The sequence below is a fragment of the Pseudomonas sp. RT6P73 genome (assembly GCF_054897715.1).
Genome location: NZ_JBUBUV010000002.1, coordinates 1026884 through 1045594, shown reverse-complemented (window position 1 = coordinate 1045594; position 18711 = coordinate 1026884). Strand labels below are relative to the sequence as shown.

18 protein-coding genes and 1 tRNA gene are annotated in these 18711 nt (G+C 57.7%); 2 read left to right on the top strand and 17 right to left on the bottom strand.

The features are described from left to right. Nucleotides 1–292 precede the first annotated feature (292 nt). The 7 genes from ACYZT6_RS05285 to ACYZT6_RS05255 form a co-directional block, all read right to left on the bottom strand. The gene (locus ACYZT6_RS05285; protein ID WP_462026018.1) at nucleotides 293–1705 is read right to left on the bottom strand and encodes an amino acid permease; all 1413 of its coding nucleotides are present in this window, start codon (nucleotides 1703–1705) and stop codon (nucleotides 293–295) included. Between the two features lie 194 nt (nucleotides 1706–1899). After that, nucleotides 1900–4164 carry an ATP-binding protein gene (locus ACYZT6_RS05280; protein ID WP_462026017.1) on the bottom strand — a complete coding sequence of 755 codons (2265 nt, stop codon included), beginning with the start codon at nucleotides 4162–4164 and terminating at the stop codon, nucleotides 1900–1902. Next, nucleotides 4161–4934 (bottom strand): substrate-binding periplasmic protein, encoded by a 774-nt coding sequence (locus ACYZT6_RS05275; protein ID WP_462026016.1) that lies wholly within the window; start codon nucleotides 4932–4934, stop codon nucleotides 4161–4163. Before ACYZT6_RS05275 ends, ACYZT6_RS05280 begins: the two co-directional genes overlap by 4 nt. A gap of 5 nt (nucleotides 4935–4939) precedes the next feature. After that, nucleotides 4940–5656: a response regulator gene (locus ACYZT6_RS05270; RefSeq protein ID WP_462026015.1), complete on the bottom strand. Its 717-nt coding sequence runs from the start codon at nucleotides 5654–5656 to the stop codon at nucleotides 4940–4942. Nucleotides 5657–5748: 92 nt separating this feature from the next. Further along, entirely contained in the window at nucleotides 5749–6396 is a 648-nt protein-coding gene (locus tag ACYZT6_RS05265) for a TetR family transcriptional regulator C-terminal domain-containing protein (protein WP_462026014.1), read from the bottom strand. A 103-nt stretch (nucleotides 6397–6499) separates the two neighbouring features. Next, the gene (locus ACYZT6_RS05260) at nucleotides 6500–7807 is read right to left on the bottom strand and encodes a Xaa-Pro dipeptidase (RefSeq protein WP_462026013.1); all 1308 of its coding nucleotides are present in this window, start codon (nucleotides 7805–7807) and stop codon (nucleotides 6500–6502) included. Between the two features lie 38 nt (nucleotides 7808–7845). Then, nucleotides 7846–9126 (bottom strand): OprD family outer membrane porin, encoded by a 1281-nt coding sequence (locus ACYZT6_RS05255; protein WP_462026012.1) that lies wholly within the window; start codon nucleotides 9124–9126, stop codon nucleotides 7846–7848. Nucleotides 9127–9470: 344 nt separating this feature from the next. On the opposite strand from ACYZT6_RS05255, the gene ACYZT6_RS05250 reads away from it, so the two are divergent. Together ACYZT6_RS05250 and ACYZT6_RS05245 are read left to right on the top strand one after the other, a co-directional pair. Next, nucleotides 9471–11432, top strand: coding sequence for an oxidoreductase (locus ACYZT6_RS05250; protein WP_462026011.1), 1962 nt, complete (start codon nucleotides 9471–9473; stop codon nucleotides 11430–11432). Nucleotides 11433–11502: 70 nt separating this feature from the next. Further along, on the top strand, nucleotides 11503–12102 hold the full coding sequence (locus ACYZT6_RS05245) for a cupin domain-containing protein (RefSeq protein WP_462029909.1): 600 nt from the start codon (nucleotides 11503–11505) through the stop codon (nucleotides 12100–12102). A gap of 212 nt (nucleotides 12103–12314) precedes the next feature. Here ACYZT6_RS05245 and ACYZT6_RS05240 read toward each other — a convergent pair whose 3' ends face one another. From ACYZT6_RS05240 to dapA, 10 genes are all read right to left on the bottom strand, one after another. Next, the gene (locus tag ACYZT6_RS05240) at nucleotides 12315–12626 is read right to left on the bottom strand and encodes a hypothetical protein (protein WP_462026010.1); all 312 of its coding nucleotides are present in this window, start codon (nucleotides 12624–12626) and stop codon (nucleotides 12315–12317) included. After that, on the bottom strand, nucleotides 12619–13014 hold the full coding sequence (locus ACYZT6_RS05235) for a hypothetical protein (protein ID WP_462026009.1): 396 nt from the start codon (nucleotides 13012–13014) through the stop codon (nucleotides 12619–12621). Before ACYZT6_RS05235 ends, ACYZT6_RS05240 begins: the two co-directional genes overlap by 8 nt. Before the next feature lie 218 nt (nucleotides 13015–13232). Further along, on the bottom strand, nucleotides 13233–13556 hold the full coding sequence (locus ACYZT6_RS05230; protein ID WP_462026008.1) for a hypothetical protein: 324 nt from the start codon (nucleotides 13554–13556) through the stop codon (nucleotides 13233–13235). 209 nt (nucleotides 13557–13765) lie between these two features. Then, nucleotides 13766–14317 carry a GNAT family N-acetyltransferase gene (locus ACYZT6_RS05225; RefSeq protein ID WP_462026007.1) on the bottom strand — a complete coding sequence of 184 codons (552 nt, stop codon included), beginning with the start codon at nucleotides 14315–14317 and terminating at the stop codon, nucleotides 13766–13768. Continuing rightward, nucleotides 14289–14594, bottom strand: coding sequence for a type II toxin-antitoxin system TacA family antitoxin (locus ACYZT6_RS05220; protein WP_461957644.1), 306 nt, complete (start codon nucleotides 14592–14594; stop codon nucleotides 14289–14291). Before ACYZT6_RS05220 ends, ACYZT6_RS05225 begins: the two co-directional genes overlap by 29 nt. A gap of 271 nt (nucleotides 14595–14865) precedes the next feature. Further along, nucleotides 14866–14955 (bottom strand) — tRNA-Ser (locus ACYZT6_RS05215). Nucleotides 14956–15038: 83 nt separating this feature from the next. Continuing rightward, nucleotides 15039–15752 (bottom strand): phosphoribosylaminoimidazolesuccinocarboxamide synthase, encoded by a 714-nt coding sequence (gene purC, locus ACYZT6_RS05210; RefSeq protein WP_008034929.1) that lies wholly within the window; start codon nucleotides 15750–15752, stop codon nucleotides 15039–15041. Between the two features lie 28 nt (nucleotides 15753–15780). Continuing rightward, complete coding sequence (locus tag ACYZT6_RS05205; protein WP_462026006.1) at nucleotides 15781–16539, bottom strand: MBL fold metallo-hydrolase; 759 nt, start codon at nucleotides 16537–16539, stop codon at nucleotides 15781–15783. Between the two features lie 4 nt (nucleotides 16540–16543). Next, the gene (gene bamC / locus ACYZT6_RS05200) at nucleotides 16544–17659 is read right to left on the bottom strand and encodes an outer membrane protein assembly factor BamC (RefSeq protein ID WP_462026005.1); all 1116 of its coding nucleotides are present in this window, start codon (nucleotides 17657–17659) and stop codon (nucleotides 16544–16546) included. 17 nt (nucleotides 17660–17676) lie between these two features. Next, nucleotides 17677–18555, bottom strand: a complete 879-nt coding sequence (dapA, locus tag ACYZT6_RS05195; RefSeq protein WP_462026004.1) for a 4-hydroxy-tetrahydrodipicolinate synthase — start codon at nucleotides 18553–18555, stop codon at nucleotides 17677–17679. Between the last annotated feature and the right edge of the window lie 156 nt (nucleotides 18556–18711).

The window sequence follows — 18711 nt, the reverse complement described above, 5'->3', positions numbered from 1 at the left end:
AACGAGTGTTCAGTAAGACGGCAATTGGCGAGGAAATTGGCTGTAACAGCCTCATTTACTTAGTAAGTAATTGTTTTTACTGGGTTAATTTCTTAGATCCGATCTTGCAGCGGCTGCGCTGTTACAACTTTGAACAACTGCGTGCGGTATCGCCGATTTACAGCCCACCGCAAACAACTGTGGGAGCGAGCCTGCTCGCGATAGCGGCTTCACATTCAACATCTCTGCTGACTGATCGACCGCTATCGCGAGCAGGCTCGCTCCCACAGGGAATACGCCTTGAATCAAAGATTTATACGGTTGGCAAGCTCGGCGCCAGCACCGCCTGGCGCTTGCGTTGAGTCAGGAAATACGCGGCGTAACACACCGCGATGAACCCGAAGCCCCAATACAACGAAGGACGTTGCGTCTCATCCAGTGCCAGGAACACGAACAGCGAGCAGCACAACGCAATGCACGTCAGCGGCAGCAGCGGGAACCACGGCGCGCGGTATTTCAAATCGCTGAGCTTGTCGCCATCACGCAGGTAAGCCTTGCGGAATTTGTACTGCGCCAATGCGATAACGATCCAAGTCACCGTGCCCGACATACCACTCACCGCCATCAGCACCATGAACAGCGTGTCCGCCGCGACGAAACTGGTCATCAACGACACCAGCGCGAAGCACAGGGTGATGCTCAGCGCCCGCAACGGCACGCCGCGTTTGCTCAACGGCGACAGGCTTTTCGGCGCCATGCCGGTTTTCGACATCGCCCACAGAATCCGTGTCGAGGCATACAGTCCGGAGTTACCCACCGACAGAATCGCCGTGAGGATCACGAAGTTCATCAGGTCCGCAGCGTAAGGAATGCCGACCATGTCGAACACCTGCACGAACGGACTTTCCATCAACCCGGCCTGCTGCCACGGCACGATCGCCGACAGCACTACGATCGCCAGCACATAGAAAATCAACACGCGAAACACCACGTTGCGAACGGCGCGCGGGATGCTTTTTTCCGGCTGATCGGTTTCGCCGGCGGCCACGCCCATGATCTCGCAGCCCTGGAAGGCGTAGACCACGGTCATCATCACTGCGAACACAGCGGACAAGCCGTTGGGGAACAGCGAGTCGCCAATCAGGTTGCTCATCATCGGTGCCGGTGCGCCGCTGCTGAGCGGGATCGCACCGAAGATCACCAGCACGCCGACCACGATAAAGCCGAGAATCGCCGCGACCTTGATCCCGGAGAACCAGTATTCCGCTTCACCAAAAGCACGCGTCGCCAACGCATTCAGGCCGAACAGCACCACCACGAACAGCGCCGACCAATACCAGATCGGAATGGTCGGGAACCAGCGCTCCATCAGCATGCCTGCCGCCGTGAATTCCAGGCCCACGGTCGTCGCCCAACTCATCCAGTACACCCAGCCGATCATGAACCCGGTGGCCGGCCCGATGAATTTGGTCGCATGGGTTTGAAAAGAGCCGGAGACTGGCATTTGTACGGACAGTTCGCCCAGGCAAACCATCACCAGGTACATCAGGAAACCGGCGACCAGGTAGGCCAGGATCGCCCCCACCGGCCCGCCCTGATTGATCGTCAAGCCAGAGCCCATAAATAGTCCGGTGCCAATCACGCCGCCCAGCGACAACATGAAAATGTGCCGGCTCTTCAGGGCGCGGGTCAGATGGATGCCGTTGCGTTCGGTAGTTTCATTCATGGTCTGCGCCTCAGTACTGGATGAGGTGCGCGCCACGGCGCAAGGAAGGATGAGCTTTACGGCGGTTCATTATTATTATCTCCAATAAGCTTCGAAGACCGCGCTGTGGCGGTTGTCTCGATTATTGGAAGACCATGTAAGCTCACGTTGACCGTAAGGATCGAAGTTGTAAAAAGACGTAACAAACTTGTACGTCAGGTGTGCAGCAGGTCGGTCAACGTCTGTTGCGAATGCCGCAATTGCGCATGAACCTGCGGCGCCAGTGTCCGCAACCGTGATTCGTCGTTGACCAGCGCGGCCTCTTCCAGCGCGCGCAGCACGTTGGCCAATGCACGAAAGCCCAATGAATCGCTGCTGCCGGCCAGGCGGTGCGCCAGATGAGCGACTTCGGTGCAATCGTCGGCCTCGATCGCTTCCGTGAGTGCCTCGCGATGCTGATTGACCGAATCGCGCAACACCGCCAGTAGGCCCAGAAGTTTCTGTTCACCGAGCAAAGTGCGGTGAGTGTCCAGCAGCGGCCAATCCATCGCTTCGTCATCAGGCTGCGGCGCGGGTGCGGGTGAGTGCCCGGCCAGCGCCTGACGCAGATTGTCGAGCTTCAGCGGTTTGGCGAGAATGCCGTCCATCCCGGCATCCAGATAACCGCGCACCAGCGCCGGTTGCACGCTGGCGGTCAGGGCGAAGATTCGGCAGTGGCGGTTCGGGCCTTCGGTGCGGCGGATCAGTGTGCATGTCTCGACGCCACTGATGCCCGGTAGGTGCACATCGAGCAGGATCAAATCGAACACCTGCCCGGCGCATTGCGTCAGCGCTTGTTCGCCGTCTTCGGCGAGCCAGACTTGATGCCCGTCCCGTTGCAGCAAGCCGCTGACGACATCCCGGTTCAGCGCCACGTCCTCGACCACCAGAATCTTCAGCGCATGGCCGGGCTCGTGATGCATTGTCAGTTCGGCAAACCCGGTAGACGCCGGTTGCAACGTCATCTCGAACCAGAAACAACTGCCCCGCCCGACTTCACTTTCAACGCCAATCCGTCCGCCCAACTGCTCCACCAGATGTTTGCAAATGGCCAACCCTAGCCCGGTGCCACCGAAGCGTTGTGCCACTTCCTCGCTGGCCTGGGTGAAGCGCTCGAATATCTTCTCCTGCACCGCCGGAGCAATGCCGATGCCGTTGTCCGTCACACTCACGCGCAGCCGTTGCCCGGCCTGTTCCGGGATCGGATCCAGCAGCACGACCTCGACTTTAACCTCTCCGCCCTCGGTGAACTTGATCGCGTTGGCCAGCAAGTTGCTCAATACCTGACGCAAGAATTGTTCGGCGCCGTGATGCCGGTCAGCGACCTGCGGATCCATCCGGCAGTGCAGTATCGTGTCGTTGCTCAGCGCGCGCGGCTCCAGCAGCGTCAGCACCTCATCCAACAACTGCCGGAGCGAAAAATCCACCGGCTCCGGGTGGCTGACACCTTCTTCCAGCCGAGCGAAATACAGCACTTCATTGAGAATCGACAGCAACCCTTCGCCCGCCTTGTACAACGCATCCAGACGCTTACTGTCTCGCTCATCCAGACTCGCGCCGCGCAGCAATTCGGCCATGCCGAGGATGCCGTTGAGCGGGGTGCGCAACTCGTGGCTCATGGTCGCCAGGAATCGCGATTTCGCGAGGTTGGCCGCCTCGGCTTCGTCCTTGGCACGCATCAGGCTGGCGGTGCGGCGCTCGACCATCCGGAACAGTTCATCGCGGTTGTCTTGCAGGGCCAGCCGATCGCTTTCCCGGCGGTCGATGTCACTGACAATGGCCCGGCGCATGTCGTCCAGCGCATAGGCGACGGTGTCGATCTCATCCCGATGGGCGCTGCGGCGCTTGTCCAGGTGCATCGGCTCGTACCAGTCACCGGCGGCGATGCGCCGTGCAAACTCGGCCATGACTTTCAGGTGTCGGGTCACCAGGCGGTAGAACAACCACGACAGCGCCACCGCCAGCCCGCACAGAAACACGCTCATCCACAGCAAACTGGTCAAACCGGTGGCATACAGACGCTGATACACAGCGCCCAGATCGGTGCTGACTTCCAGCTGCCCGAGATGCCGGACAGGCCCGGACGGCGGTTGATAGTCCAGTTGAAAACGCTCGATGCGCAGCGGCCCTGTCGGGTTCGGATTGCCTTGCAGCAAATCGAAATCCGCGCTGGTCAGACGAACCCGCGCCACGTCGGAAAAATCCACCAGTCCGCGTAGCTGCACATTCAATTGGCCCTCGTTCAAGTCCCAGAGACTGCGCTCCAGGCTGGCCAGATACCCGGCGCGAATCAGCTCCATGCGCGAATCGATCTCGCGCATCTCGCGACGGTATTCGAAGTACAACTGCACGGAACTGGCCAACACGGTGAAGCACAGGCTGAACAACAGAATGAACAGCAGCAGACGCCGCAGCAGCCCACCGGGGCGGGCCCGGATCATTTCGTATCGACCGGCAGTTTGATCATGTCGCGGTAGGTGACCTGGCTTTCGTGGAGTAAACGATCGACCTCCCCCGAGTCGACCAGGCGCTTCAACTGCGCATCGATTTCAGGCATGCGGCCGGCCAGCGCTGAATGGCGCGACACGGCCACCCGCAGATAATCCACGCCAAAGGAATTGGGCAACGCAACGATGTCTTGTGCCCCTGGCAGGGTCTCGACACGCATCTGCCCGGTGCGCCGCTCCGAGACGATGAAGTCGATGCGACCGCGAATCAGTTTTCCGAAGTTTTGACTGCTGTCAGAGACCATTTCGATGTTCTGGTGCTCGGCGACGAAGCGGTCGAACACCACGCCGTAACTTTCACCGAACAACAAGCCGCCGCGGTAATTGGCCAAGTCCTCCAGGCGCTCGATGTTCACCGGGTGCTGACGATTGATGAACACGGCGACTTCTTCGCGCAACACCGGCACCGTCGAAAAGACCATGCTCTGCTCACGCTCCGCGGTGCTATACATCAGCACCACATCGACCCGGCCTTCGGCGGCGTCCCGCACGCAGCGATTCCAGTTGTCCAGCTCGACGATTTCGACTTCGTAGCCCAGCTCTCCAAAGAGTTCTTTCACCACGCCGGGAGCAACGCCGCGCACCTGTTTGCCGTCGCTCCAGGAAATCGGGGGGTAGACCGGGTAGTCGCAATAGCGGATTTTTTCCGCCGCCATCGCGCTGCCGGCGAGCAACGCCAACAGCAAGCAGAACAGGCGCGGCATCGTGTTCAGGCTGCCACGCTGGCGGTGAACAGATAACCGGCGCCGTGGATGGTGATGATCAATTGCGGCTCGGACGGGTCATCGTGCAACTTGCGTCGCAGGCGTCCGACGAGCACGTCGATGGAGCGATCGTTGGGCACCCATTCGCGGTTGCGAATCTGATCCATCAGCTGATCGCGGCTCAGGGTGTGGCCGCTGTTGCGCAGGAATACGCTGAGCAATTGATACTCGCCGTGAGTCAGCAAGGTTTCGCTGCCGGTGTCGTCGATCAACCGGCGGCGATCTGTATCCAGTGCCCAGGCGGCGAACTGTTTGACCGGTCGCGAAAGGGGTGCAACCGGTTTAGGCGTATGGGCATGACGCACCCGGCGTATCAGGTTCTTCGCCCGGGACACCAGTTCGCGTGGGTTGAGGGGTTTGATCACATAATCATCGGCGCCGCACTCAAGGCCGACGATGCGGTCGATTTCATCGTTGCGCCCGGTGATCAGAATGATCCCGACTTCCGAACGGACCCGCAGCTCCCGGGTCAGGGTCAGGCCGTCCTTGCCGGGCAAGCGGATATCGAGCATCACCAGATCGACCGTCTGGGTTGCCAGAAAGGTTTCGGCCAGCTCCGCGGTAGCGGCGCAATGCACCTCGTAACCTTCCTGGCTCAAGTAAGCCTGCAGCAGTTCGCGAATCAACGGATCGTCATCGACGATCAATACCCGAGGAGTCATCGCATGGTGTCCTGCGTGCGCCCGAAGGCGTGTTTCTTATTAGAGTTTTTTCCTGCACCGACGCCTGAGAGTACCCATTGCTGAACGATCGATCAACAGCCCGTCGTCTGCAAACAAAAACGCTGACGTCCACCCGCCTGCAAACCATCGACCCACGCTTCGCAAATCTGCATGCCCTGTTCAGGCGTAAAGGTTCCAGGGTTGAGTCCTGACTCCAGCCACAAGCCGTCGAGCAAGGCGCTGAGGCCGATAGCCGCCAGATCGGCGTCGAAGTTTTCCCAGCCCTCCTCCTGCGCCAGCTCGGTCAACGCCTTGCGCAAAATGCCGCGATACTCGCCATAGGAATGTTCGTGCGCAAGGTTGATCGCCTCTGCAGTCTTGACCGCGCCCCAGAAGGCCAGCCAGGCGTCGAGCAGTTGCGGGTCGAGCAATTCAGCGGAAAACGAACCGCGGAAGAACGCTGACAGACGCTCGCGGGCATTGGGCGCCGCCTGTTCCATGGCAGCGCGCAGCAACCCCATGACCCGCCCGGTCACTGCCAGGTAAGCCTCGGCGACCAGTTCGTCCTTGCCGGAATAGTGATGGCTGATCAGCCCGACCGAGACACCGGCCTCGGCAGAGATTTTGCGAATGGAGGCGCCCTGAAAGCCGTGGCGCTTGAGGCACACGAGCGTGGCCTCGATAAGATTGGTTTTGCGCAGCTCTGGCGCCATTCTGGAGAATCGGACTTCCTGAGTCATGGGGCGACGTTCCTGGAGGCGAGGGTTGAGCCCTGAATGAGCCGTTCGCGAGCTGAACGACTGTACAGCAACAACCCTCGCCTACTCCAGATGTTGAAGCTTTTTACAGACCGGGCAGCACATCAGAAGGAACAATCGCACCGCCCTTCATCACGACCGGTGTTTTCTCCAGTATCGAAATATCAGCGATCGGATCACCGTCGACCGCGATCATGTCGGCGAATCGACCCGAACTGACGGCGCCAACGTCCGCCTGCCAATTGAGCAGATCAGCGGCGACGACGGTGGCGGACTGGATCGCCTGCATCGGCGTCATGCCGTACTTCACCATGTAGGCAAACTGTTTTGCGTTGGTGCCAATCGGATAAACGCCGGCATCGGTGCCGTAGGCGATTTTCACCCCGGCCTTGACCGCTTTACGGAATGCCTGGCGCTGTACGTCGGTTGTTTCAGTGTTCTTGCGCAAGTAACTCTCAGGCCAGTTTTCCTTGCGACCTACTTCATCGATGTAGTCACCGTTGTAAATATCCATGACCAGATAAGTGCCGTTGTCTTTCGCCAACTTGATGCCTTCATCATCCAGTAGCGAAGCATGTTCAACGGATCTGACACCTGCGCGAATAGCGGCCTTGATACCTTCCGCACCATGGGCATGGACGGTGGCATAGCTTTTATGAACCTTGGCTTCCTGTACCACGGCGCGCATTTCTTCTTCAGTCATTTCCATTTGACCCGGTTCAGTACCTTCGGCCAGTACGGAGCCCGTGCCCATCATCTTGATGGTGTCTACGCCATGCTGGAACAGATAACGGGTCTTCAACTTGGCGTCATTGGCATCACGGTAAACGCCGACGCGCATATCCGCCGGAATCTCCACGCCCGGGGCGAACCCGGTCACTTCGCCACCACCGCCCGCTACGGTGATGTAAGCCCCGACGACGTTCATCCGTGGCCCCAGCACCCGATTCGCGTTGATTGCATCACGCAGTGCGACGTCGGTGAAGGCTCGATAAGTGCCCAGGTCATGCACGGTTGTAAAACCCGCACGCAGCGTTTGATAAGCGTGTTTCGCGCCCATGAGCGCGACATCCTGAGGGGAATGCAGGAGCGGCTCAGCCACGTTGTTGGTCATGTCCCAATCGGAGATATGCGTGTGCATATCAATCAGACCCGGCAGAACCGTCTTGGCGGACCAATCGATCACTTTGCTATCGGCTGGCGGAGCACTCCACGGTTCCACGGCAACGATGCGCTCACCGTCAATCTTGATGCGCTGGTCGGTCAGTACTTTGCCTTTCTCGACGTCCACTAAACGGCCGGCATGGACGTACACGGTCTCTGCATGAGCGGACAGCGCCAATGAGGAAAGTGTTACCGCTAACGCAATACATGTGATCGGAATGTTTTTCATGTGAAGCCTCTTGTTTTTATTGGATTCAGATGTGCACATCAAAAAAGATCGAACGGGTACTGGGTGATAATTCGCACCTGTTTGACACTGTCACCCGTAAATTGGAAGTCCGCATAACGCACACGAACCGACAGATTCTTCAGAGGTCCTCTTTCAACGACGGTCTTGAGATCGACATCACGTTCAATCTGCTTATCGGAACCGGAGAAGTAAGTGTACAAACCGTCGGGATCAACTTGCTTATTGTCTATATCGAAACCGTAAACATAACGGACACCTAAAGTAGTCCGCACAAAGCCGTTACTTCCAAAGTCGTATTGATAACCCAGGCCCACCGACTGTTCACCCGGACCGTTGAAGTCTCCGTACTGGGACGAGTTGGCCAGATAGATGGAGTCCATGTAAGTGCCGTCCGCGGCCATCAAGTAATCAAACGGTTCATCGCCGTGGATTTTTTGATACGACAGGGTGACCGTATGCGGGCCCGCGGCGTAGGCCGTCGCCAGCGACCAGGCGGTGACGTTGATGTCACCAGCCAGGGATTGCCCTTCATCGAGCGAGCGGTACAGGTTGAAGTCGACATTCAGCGTTTGTTCGGAGGGCAGCGCAAAGGTGTAGTTGGCATTTATGTAGTACTGGTGCCACAAGTCCTCTGTCCGAGACACGTAGAAGCCGACACTGCCTTCTTCCACTGGCTGGTACGTCAGGCCGGCGTAATCGACATTGCCCCCTTTCACCCCGGCGTAGCCGGCATAGAAATCGCCGTCATGGTCCGTACTGGCAGAGCCTTTGTTGGAGAAGAAGTGCCCGGCATCGAAACTGACTTTTTCGATGTCAGTGCTCAGCAACTGGATGCCTCTTGTGGTCACCGGCATCAAGCGCGAGTCGGGGGTGGCAAGTACCGGGTTATATGGCCGCAGATCGCCATACTGGATAATCGTATTCGACCACTTCATTTTTACCGAAGTATTCAATGTCGACGATTCTGTTCTTTCACCGTCTCCCTCTGCGGGAAACATACCCGACCCCACGGTCCCACGCCCACCGTCAAGTTTATAAGCAGTATCGACACTGGCATCGACACCAAAGCCGATAAGGCCTTGAGTAAAACCTGACTTGTAGTCCAACAGAAACCCCTGCCCCCAACCTCGTGCATCGGGATAGCCGGAAAGGGAGTTTCGATTGAAATACATGTTTCTGGCAAGCAGAGTGGCCGAACTGTCTTCAATAAAACCGCCAGCAGTCTCTTCTGCCTGGGCTTTCATATAACTTCCGGACACCGAAATAACAGCGACACCTAACAGGGAATGCAGCTTCATGTAGACCTCAGGGCTTTTGATTATTATTGTTTTCTGTCACGCCTCTACAACCACAATGTTAAGCAGACTGATCTTGTAATGAACAGTTTTAAGATGTGGAGATTTGATCAGCATATGTAAGTCAAGTAACCGGTTGTAAAGGGCGAATTACATGTCGCTCGACGCGCCACACAATAGCGATAAACCCGTTTCAGCCTCTTCGGCCCACCCGTCAGGCGTGGCCTGCTCAAATCCACATCCAGTAAAAAAATCAGTTGATTTTTTACTGCTGGTAAATTCATATAGAAAAATAACAACGCCAAAAACCGGCCTTTCGGCTTCAGCCTGCCTGGAGTAACTGCACCATGTCGACCGCTTCCCGTGCCTTCGCGCACCTGTTCGAACCCTTGCAACTGCGTGGCAAACGCCTGAAAAACCGCATCATGTCCAGCGGTCACGACACCTCGATGCCCACCGACAACCTGGTCAACGAGCAACTGATCGCCTACCACACCGCGCGGGCCGAAGGTGGTGTCGGGCTGATCGTGTTGCAAGTGGCCGGCGTGCATGACAGCGCCCGGTACACCTCGCACGTGCTGATGGCCACCGACGACGCTTGCATCGAGGGTTATCGAACGATCGCTGAGCGTTGTCATGCGCATGGCACCGTGGTGCTGTCACAAATCTTCCATCCGGGTCGGGAAATCATGGAGTCCAGCGATGGCTTGCTGGCTGTCGCTTACTCCCCTTCGGCGGTGCCCAACGAGCGGTTTCGGGTGATGCCTCGGGCGCTGGATCAAGCGATGATCGACGAGATTGTCGCCGGTTACGGCGCCGCCGCCCGACGCCTGTATCAGGCCGGAATAGACGGCGTGGAAGTGGTCGCCAGCCATGGTTACCTGCCGGCGCAGTTCATCAATCCGCGGGTCAACCGACGCACCGATGGCTACAACGGCGAACTGGAACAGCGCCTGCGTTTCCTGCGCGAAGTGATCGCGGCGGTGCGCGCCAACACCGATGAACACTTCATCATCGGCCTGCGTATTTCCGCCGATGAACGCGATCCCGAAGGGCTGACCGAGGATGAATCCCTGGCTGCCGTGCAATCCCTGCAACCGCTTCTGGATTACGTGCACATCGTCGCCGGCACTTCGGCGTCATTAGGCGGCGCGGTGCACATCGTGCCGCCGATGGCGATCGAAGCCGCTTATCTGGCCGAGGAAGCCGGAACGTTCAAAGCCGGGCTGTCGATTCCACTGTTTGTCACCGGGCGTATCAACCAACCGCAGGAAGCCGAACTGATCCTCGCGCGTGGCCAGGCCGATGTGTGCGGCATGACCCGTGCGCTGATCTGCGACCCGCAAATGCCCAACAAAACCGACAGCGGCCACGTCGAGGATGTGCGCGCCTGCATCGCCTGTAACCAGGCGTGCATCGGCCACTTCCACAAAGGCCTGCCGATTTCCTGCATCCAGCACCCGGAAACCGGACGCGAACTGATCTTCGGCCAGCGGCGACCCACAGCCCTTCGCAAACGCATCATGATCGCCGGCGGCGGCCCGGCCGGGATGAAAGCCGCCGCCGTGGCTGCCCAGCGTGGACATGACGTGACCCTTTACGAAGCCAGTTCGCAACTCGGTGGCCAGGTCTTGCTGGCGCAATTGCTACCGCGACGCGCCGAATTCGGCGGCGCCAGCACCAACCTGCAACGCGAAATGGAACTGGCCGGCGTGCGCGTCGTACGCAACACACGCGTCGACAGGGCGCTGGTCGAACGCGAACGCCCGGACATGGTGATCGTCGCCACCGGCGCCGAACCGTATTGGCCAGCGTTCGAACGCGGCGGTGAGCTGCAAGTCGTCGACGCCTGGCAAGTGCTGCGCGATGAGGTGCAAATCGGCCGCTCCGTGGTGGTCGTCGACTGGCGCGCCGACTGGATCGGCCCCGGCATCGCCGAACGTCTGGTACGCGCCGGGCACCAGGTTCAACTGGCCGTCAACGGCACCCACTGCGGCGAAAACCTGCCGTTGTACGTACGTGATCAACTGGCCGGCGAACTGCACAAACTCGGCATCCCGATCACCCCCTACGCCCGCCTGTACGGCTGCGACGACAACACCGTCTACCTGCAACACACCGCCAGCGGCGAACCGATGCTCTTCGAAAACATCGACACATTGGTACTCTGCCAGGGCCATCAACCCGTCGATACCCTTGGCGCCGAATTGCAGGGCTTGGTGGAGTTTCGTCGCATTGGCGACTGCCTCGCCCCGCGCACCGCCGAAGAAGCCATCTACGAAGGTTTGAAAGTCGCCTGGGAGCTTTGAGGCTGTTTTATACTCCGGGGCTTTTACACATCACCCCGGTTTGGAGCACGCCATGAGCAACAGCAGCAAGATGCCGCCTGCCGGCAGCGCGCCCACACAGGACAGCGCCACGGCAGAACCGCAGTTTCTCGGCACACGGATTCGTGGGTTGCGTAAACGTCGGGGCATGACCTTGGCGGAATTGGCGCAGATGAGCGAGCTGACGGCGGGATACATCAGCCAGCTGGAACGGAATCTGGCTTATCCGTCCATTCCTGCGCTGTTCAATATCGCTCGTAGTCTGGGGGTGACCATTCAGTGGTTCTTTGCCAGCGAGGGCAATACGGCGCCTGAAGATAACGGTGTCGTAGTGCGCAAGAACACTCGGATGAGCGTGCATTATGAAGACGGGATTGTGGATCAGCTGCTGACGCCGCAGCCGAATCGACAGCTGGAGATGCTGCATTCACGGTTTCCGCCTGGGACTTACAGTCAGCAGAGTTACAGCCATGAAGGGGAAGAGGCTGGGTATTTGCTGTCGGGAAGTTTTGAGTTGTGGGTGGGGGAGCGGTATTTCCAGCTGAGCGAGGGGGATAGTTTCAGCTTTTCGAGCCAGGAGCCACATCGGTATGGGAACCCTGGGGAGGTGGATGCTGTGGTGATCTGGGTGATTACGCCGCCTTCGTTTTGACGGTTCAGCAGCTGTCTCTTCGCGTGATAAATTCAGGTGGCACGACCACTGCACAAAAGCCAGCGCCTGGCCTAATGCCCGTCAGTTAAGCCGTAACGCGGTCTTTGTAGCAGCTGGCGAAGCCTTCGCCAGCTGCTACAAAATTGCGTTGCCTCAGAAATTGCTTAACTGATCGGCATTAGGCGACTGGCCGGTTTTTTTTGCGCATTCGTTTACAACCACCCGAACCCTTTTCCCATGACTGCCGCCAAACCCAGCGCGGCAGTAATCAAGGCGCCAAACAGTAATCGAAAATCCGTTCGAGCGTCTTTCCGCTGCTCACGAAAATCTATGCGAAGGTCACCCAGATCACGCCGGACGTATTCGATATGCGTTTCAAGTTTGGATACACGCGGTTCCAATGGGTTTTCTCCTGGAGGACCTGGTGGTCTTCGTCCATGATCTTCTCCGCCACTCCTTTTGTTGCCTGGGAAGCGGTCGGGGTAATGCTCATCAAGGTTTACCAGCACAAAAGGCTCACTCATCGCAGACCTCCAGCGCAACGGCTTTGGTGCCGTCTTCGACGACGATATCCGCCAGCACATTGAGCGAATGCAGGCGAATAAATCCGCAATACTTGCAGTTGAGCATCACTGCCGGCGTACCGGACCGTAGATATTCGTTGCCACACGCCCAAGGCAACCCTACGCCTGTTGCTCCGGCCTGGAGTGGCAGTTCCCATTCATCATGCTCACAGAACGGGCACTCGGTGTTCTTTATCCGCTGTTTGAAAATGTTGGCCAACCGCCCGGTGTCCAGATGAAGATCCCTGGGCTTTGACTTGCCTCGTGACACCCCAGTCTGATCATCACCCTGAAAACCATCTTCACTGCTGCTGTACATCGCTACCTCCTCCTTGAGGGAATAAATCATCGATTAACCGATCAACCAGAAGATGGTGCGTAACGTCCAGCCACCTGCTCGACCGCGAAGTCATTACTGATGCCTTCGCTGAAAACCGAATATACCTTCGATCAATCTCGGACGTATCCGCGTACGAAGTAGGAGGATTCGCTTGTTTGTGTCAGCCCGGAATTTTGCGTGTGAGATTTGTCCACGCGGTTCTTATTCGAAGCTGACCAGCGTCAGGGTCACAGGTTTCTTAGATGAGTGGGGTCTTCAGTTGGAAAGGTCAGTGGCCGCTCCGGCGTTGCCCCGGCATCGCTTTCAGGTTTTGCTTGAGGTCTGGAAATGATCGGGGCTACCAGTCTGATCACACCCCTTTCAATCAGTGAAAGAAGTCCAAAAATAATGAAACCAAAAATCAACCCGACAACCAGAATGCTCAGTGGGTGAATTTGCACGGCGTCGGCGCTTTCCAGCATGTAGAGAAAAGCCTGAACCGCGACGGCCACGCAGGCCGCAAGGGCTGCTATCAGCTTGATAATCAACCAAAGCCGCCGCCATCTGTTCATGCTCTTCCCCGCTATCCGGTGATTCAGCTCTTTATTGCATGATAGCTAATGAGCTTGATTCAGAGTGATTCCGCACAGCATTGCTGTAATCTTCGACGCGATGGCCGAGTTCCTCTCCCCTAAAAAAACTGAAACCACAGAAACGAAAGAGCCCCGTCACTTTTCAGTTACGAGGCTTTTTAATGTATTGCTGAGTACCGTGTGTAGCGCTACGGAGCCGCATCAACAATCGCCTGCAGGATCGGCTCGATGCTGATTAGCATGGGGGTACCACCCCTGATATCTGGTTCGCTCAGGGATTGAAATCCCAGCGATTCATAATATGAAACGGCGTTCGGTGCCGCGTCCAGATACAGGCCCTTGATAGGCACCTCTTTGTGGACCTTAACCGCTTGGATGAATGTGTGCCTCAAAATTTCCTGACCGATTCCAAGCCCCTGATATCGACGATCCACACCAAACATCACCATCCTCACGACGGGCAGCTGAGACGGCAAGTTCGACTTTTTGATAGTGGCTTTCGCAAGCGCCTTGTCAATGTGACCCAGCGTGAGCGTACCAAAGCCGACGACTTCTCCCAACGAATTGATCGCACCAATGCCCCGGATGTTCTCGCTCTTTAAGGCACGCTTCAAACCGCTCTTATAGTACTCATTCATCATGACAAGCCCACAATCGAAATCTTTCAGATAGTGGTAAGACTCAATACGAGCTTGCAAATTGTTATCAATTTCATAAGCCGGAATCGCTTTTGTCCCCATGCTTCCCTCTCATCAGGTTCAGTAGCCCAAGCGTTGGAGCCGTATCCTCATTAAGGATCTCCAGAGCTCGGGCATAGGCTTGTTCCGACATCTCGATACGTCGATGTTTTTCCATCACCTCCTCCGCCTTCTCGAAAGCAGAGGAAATAATGAACGAGGTCATATCAAGCCCCGAGATTGAAGCGGCCTTACGGATGAACTCTTTAGCGACATCCGTGGTTTTGAGTTCAAGCCGAGCATTTTTTGGTGCTTTGAGTATTTCGTTAATTTCTAACATAGGGTGTACCCGTTTTCGGAGAGTGTGTTCCCTTACTGAGTGTCATTTTGTTGCTTTCCACGCCTCAGAAACATGAGTGATTTCAAAGTCTCAGCTCACTCCCAGGCAATGGAATGAGCGCCAACCAATGTACGGATGCTAGCCGTACGCAGCGAGAGATGTCAAATACCACCCGTACAATAACCGTACACCCCTACACGGTCACATTTTTCAAACACCAGAAACGAAAAAACCCCGTAGCTTATTCAGCTACGGGGCTTTTTCTATGTAATGGCGGAGAGATAGGGATTCGAACCCTAGGTACCGGTGAAGGTACAACGGATTTCGAATCCGTCCCATTCGGCCACTCTGGCATCTCTCCAACGGCGCGCATCATAACAACACTTTCGCCGGAAGCGAACCCCCTAAGCGAAATTTTTCCGTGCTATCAGATGCTTGCGTCGATTAAAGCGGTACGCCCAGACGATTGGCAACTTCTTCATAGGCTTCGATGACGTCACCGAGGCCCTGACGGAAGCGGTCCTTGTCCATTTTCTTGCCGGTGGCCTTGTCCCACAGACGGCAGCCGTCCGGGCTGAATTCGTCGCCCAGGACGATGGAGCCGTCGGAGAAGACGCCGAATTCAAGTTTGAAGTCGACCAGCAGCAGGCCGGCGTCGTCGAACAGTTTGCTCAGGACTTCGTTGACCTTGAGCGACAGTTCTTTCATGCGAACCAGTTGCTCGGCGGTGCCCCAACCGAAGGCCACGACGTGGGATTCGTTGATGAACGGGTCGCCCTTGGCGTCGTCCTTCAGGAACAATTCGAAGGTGTAAGGGTTGAGCTTCATGCCTTCTTCGACGCCCAGGCGCTTGACCAGGCTGCCAGCGGCGTAGTTACGCACGACGCACTCGACCGGGATCATGTCGAGTTTTTTCACCAGGCATTCGTTGTCGCCCAGCAGTTTGTCGAATTGGGTCGGCACGCCGGCGGCTTCGAGTTTCTGCATGATGAAGGCGTTGAACTTGTTGTTCACCATGCCTTTGCGGTCGAGCTGTTCGATGCGCTTGCCGTCGAACGCCGAGGTGTCGTTGCGAAACAGCAGGATCAAGCGGTCAGCGTCGTCGGTCTTGAAAACCGATTTGGCTTTGCCGCGGTAGAGTTCTTCACGTTTTTCCATGATGGGCTCCGCTTGCTAAGTAGGTGGGCTAGGCGATGTGTCGCCAGTCGAGCCCTGAATCTTGATCGGCCAGTTGCAGCCAGTCCGGGTCGCACCCGAGGGTGTCGACAAAACATTGCCGGGCCAGCTGCGGCAGGTTGTTCTTGCTGCTCAGATGGGCGAGGACCAGGTGTTGCAGGCCTTGCCAGCCCAACTCAGACACCAGGAATGCCGCCTGGTGGTTGTTCAAATGTCCCAGTTCACCGCCCACCCGCTGCTTCAAGAAGTACGGGTAGTGACCGCGAGCGAGCATGTCACGGCAATGGTTGGACTCGATCATCAACGCATCGAGGTCCCGATAGCCATCCAGCACCTTATTGCAATACGAACCCAGGTCGGTCAGCAGGCCGAAGCGCCGCTCACCGTCGCTGAAGACGTACTGCGTCGGTTCCTGTGCATCGTGGGCCACGGCAATGACGCCGATGCTCAGTGCGCCGATCTGCAGTTGCTCGCCGCCGGCCAGAAGGCCAGCCGGTTCAAGCGGTTTGCGCATCCCGCGCAGGGTGCCGCGACTGAGGTAGACAGGCAGATTGTAGCGCCGAGACAGCAAACCCACGCCATGCACGTGGTCAGCATGTTCGTGGGTCACGAGTATCGCGCTCAGCTGCGCAGGGTTCACACCCAGGCGCAGCAGGCGTTTTTCGGTTTCCCGCAGGGAGAAACCACAATCCACCAGTACATACGTGTCAGCGCTGGCTATCAGCGTGCCGTTCCCTTGGCTACCGCTGCCGAGAACGGCAAAACGCATGTGATCAGCCCAGGTTGTCCTGAATCACGCTCAACACTTTGCGCGCCACTTCTGCCGGCGCCACGGTGTTGATGTTTTTCTCGACGGTGACCTGGACGTTGTCGCCAACCTTGCTCAGGCGAACCTGATAACGCTCGGCACGGGCTTCAACTTCTTCCTTGCTCGGCGCGCTGCCGAACAGGCTGCTGAAGAAACCAGGCTTCTCGTCTTTCTTCTCGGCTTTTTCGGAAAGGTTGATGTAGTACAGGCCCAGGCTGCGGTTGATGTCTTCAACGCGCCATTCGCCCTGTTCCAGCGCACGACCGACGCTCGACCAGGCTCGATCCAGGTCATTGCCGACGTTCAGAACCGGGTTGCCGCTGCCGTCTTCGCTCAGGCTGACACGACTTGGCGTATCGAAATCACGCGAAGCCAGCATGGAGACCGAACCGCCCTTCTCCGAGATGCGGCTCATGCTTGCGAGCATGTCGTCGACCAGTGCCGCGTCCAGGCCAGTGTTGACCGAACGGTTGGTGAATGCCACGTCGGCTGTGCTGCCGGCAGGACGTTCGGCGCTGACCACGTAGACTTCGCTGGTGTTGCGCTGCACGCCCGGCTCGATACGCACCCGAACACGGGTTTCGCTGTCAGTGCTGACACCGGCGGCGCTCAGGCGCTTGGCCATCGCTGCCGACAGTTCGTCGGAATGCTGCCAGGTGGTGGTGAATTCGCCGGTTTGCGGCTTCTGTTCATCCAGACGGAAACCGTTGTCCTGGAAAAACTGCACAGCCACTGGCCAGACTTCGGCAGGTGGGTTCTGGGCGACGATCCAGCGCGAATCACCGGTCTTCTGCAGGGAGTAGGCGCTGGCGTCGGCCCCAGCCGTCAACGGCTGTGGACGCGGCACGATGTACTCGCCCTTCGCGGTGTCATCGGCCACGTTGCGCGGGATCGGCAGCAGCGGATCCAGACGTTTGGCGGTGCTGACATCCGTTGGCAATTGCATAGGTGCAGTCTGTTGCGCTTCCAGGTAATCGCTACCACGGTCACGGAAATAACCTTCCGGGCCCCAGACCCATCCACAGCCACTAGTGCTGGAGATAATCAAGGCAAGTGCGGAAAGTCCGGCCAATCGCTTCATGCGTAGTGCTTCCTCAATTAAACCAGTACGCCGGACTGGCGCATGGCCTGCCGCAGCGGTTCGTGACAGGCAGCGCTGAGCCAGGTGAGCGGCAGACGGATACCGTCCGGCATCAAGCCCATTTCATGCAGAGCCCATTTCACGGGGATAGGGTTGGATTCGATAAACAGGGTTTTATTGAGCGGCATCAGCTTTTCGTGAATCGCGCGGGCCGTAACGGCGTCGCCTTTCAGGGCAGCGTTGCACAGGTCGCTCATGTCGCGCGGGGCGACGTTGGCGGTGACTGAAATATTGCCTTTGCCGCCGAGCAGGATCAGTTCGACTGCGGTGGCGTCGTCACCGGACAGCACCACGAAGTCTTTGCTGACGCCGTCGATGATGGCTTTGGCACGGGTCAGGTCGCCGGTGGCTTCCTTGATGCCGATGATGTTTTTCACGGTCGACAGGCGGATCACGGTTTCGGTCAGCATGTCGCAGGCCGTACGGCCCGGCACGTTGTAAAGAATCTGCGGGATGTCGACGGCTTCGGCGATGGTCTTGAAGTGCTGGTACAAGCCTTCCTGAGTCGGCTTGTTGTAGTACGGCGTGACCAGCAGGCAAGCATCGGCGCCAGCAGTCTTCGCATTGGTGGTCAGCTCGATGGCTTCGCGCGTCGAGTTGGCGCCGGTACCGGCGATCACCGGAATGCGCCCAGCCACTTGCTTCACCACGTAACGAATCACTTCGATGTGCTCGTTCACGTCAAGGGTGGCCGATTCGCCTGTAGTACCGACCGCCACGATCGCGTGGGTGCCGTTCTGCAGGTGAAAGTCCACCAGTTTGCTCAGGCTGTCCCAGTCGAGACGACCTTGTGCATCCATGGGTGTGACCAGTGCCACCATACTGCCCGCAATCATGCAACCGCTCCTGCCGGAAAAAGAGAGCGGTAATGGTACTGGCGCCAAGATGCTTGTACAAGCAAAGTACTGCGCTGCCGCCATTCCCCTTGGCGCTGCTTTTCGCTACCCTTCAGACTTTGATCGGTACTGATAAGCTCGTACGCCGGGTTTCAG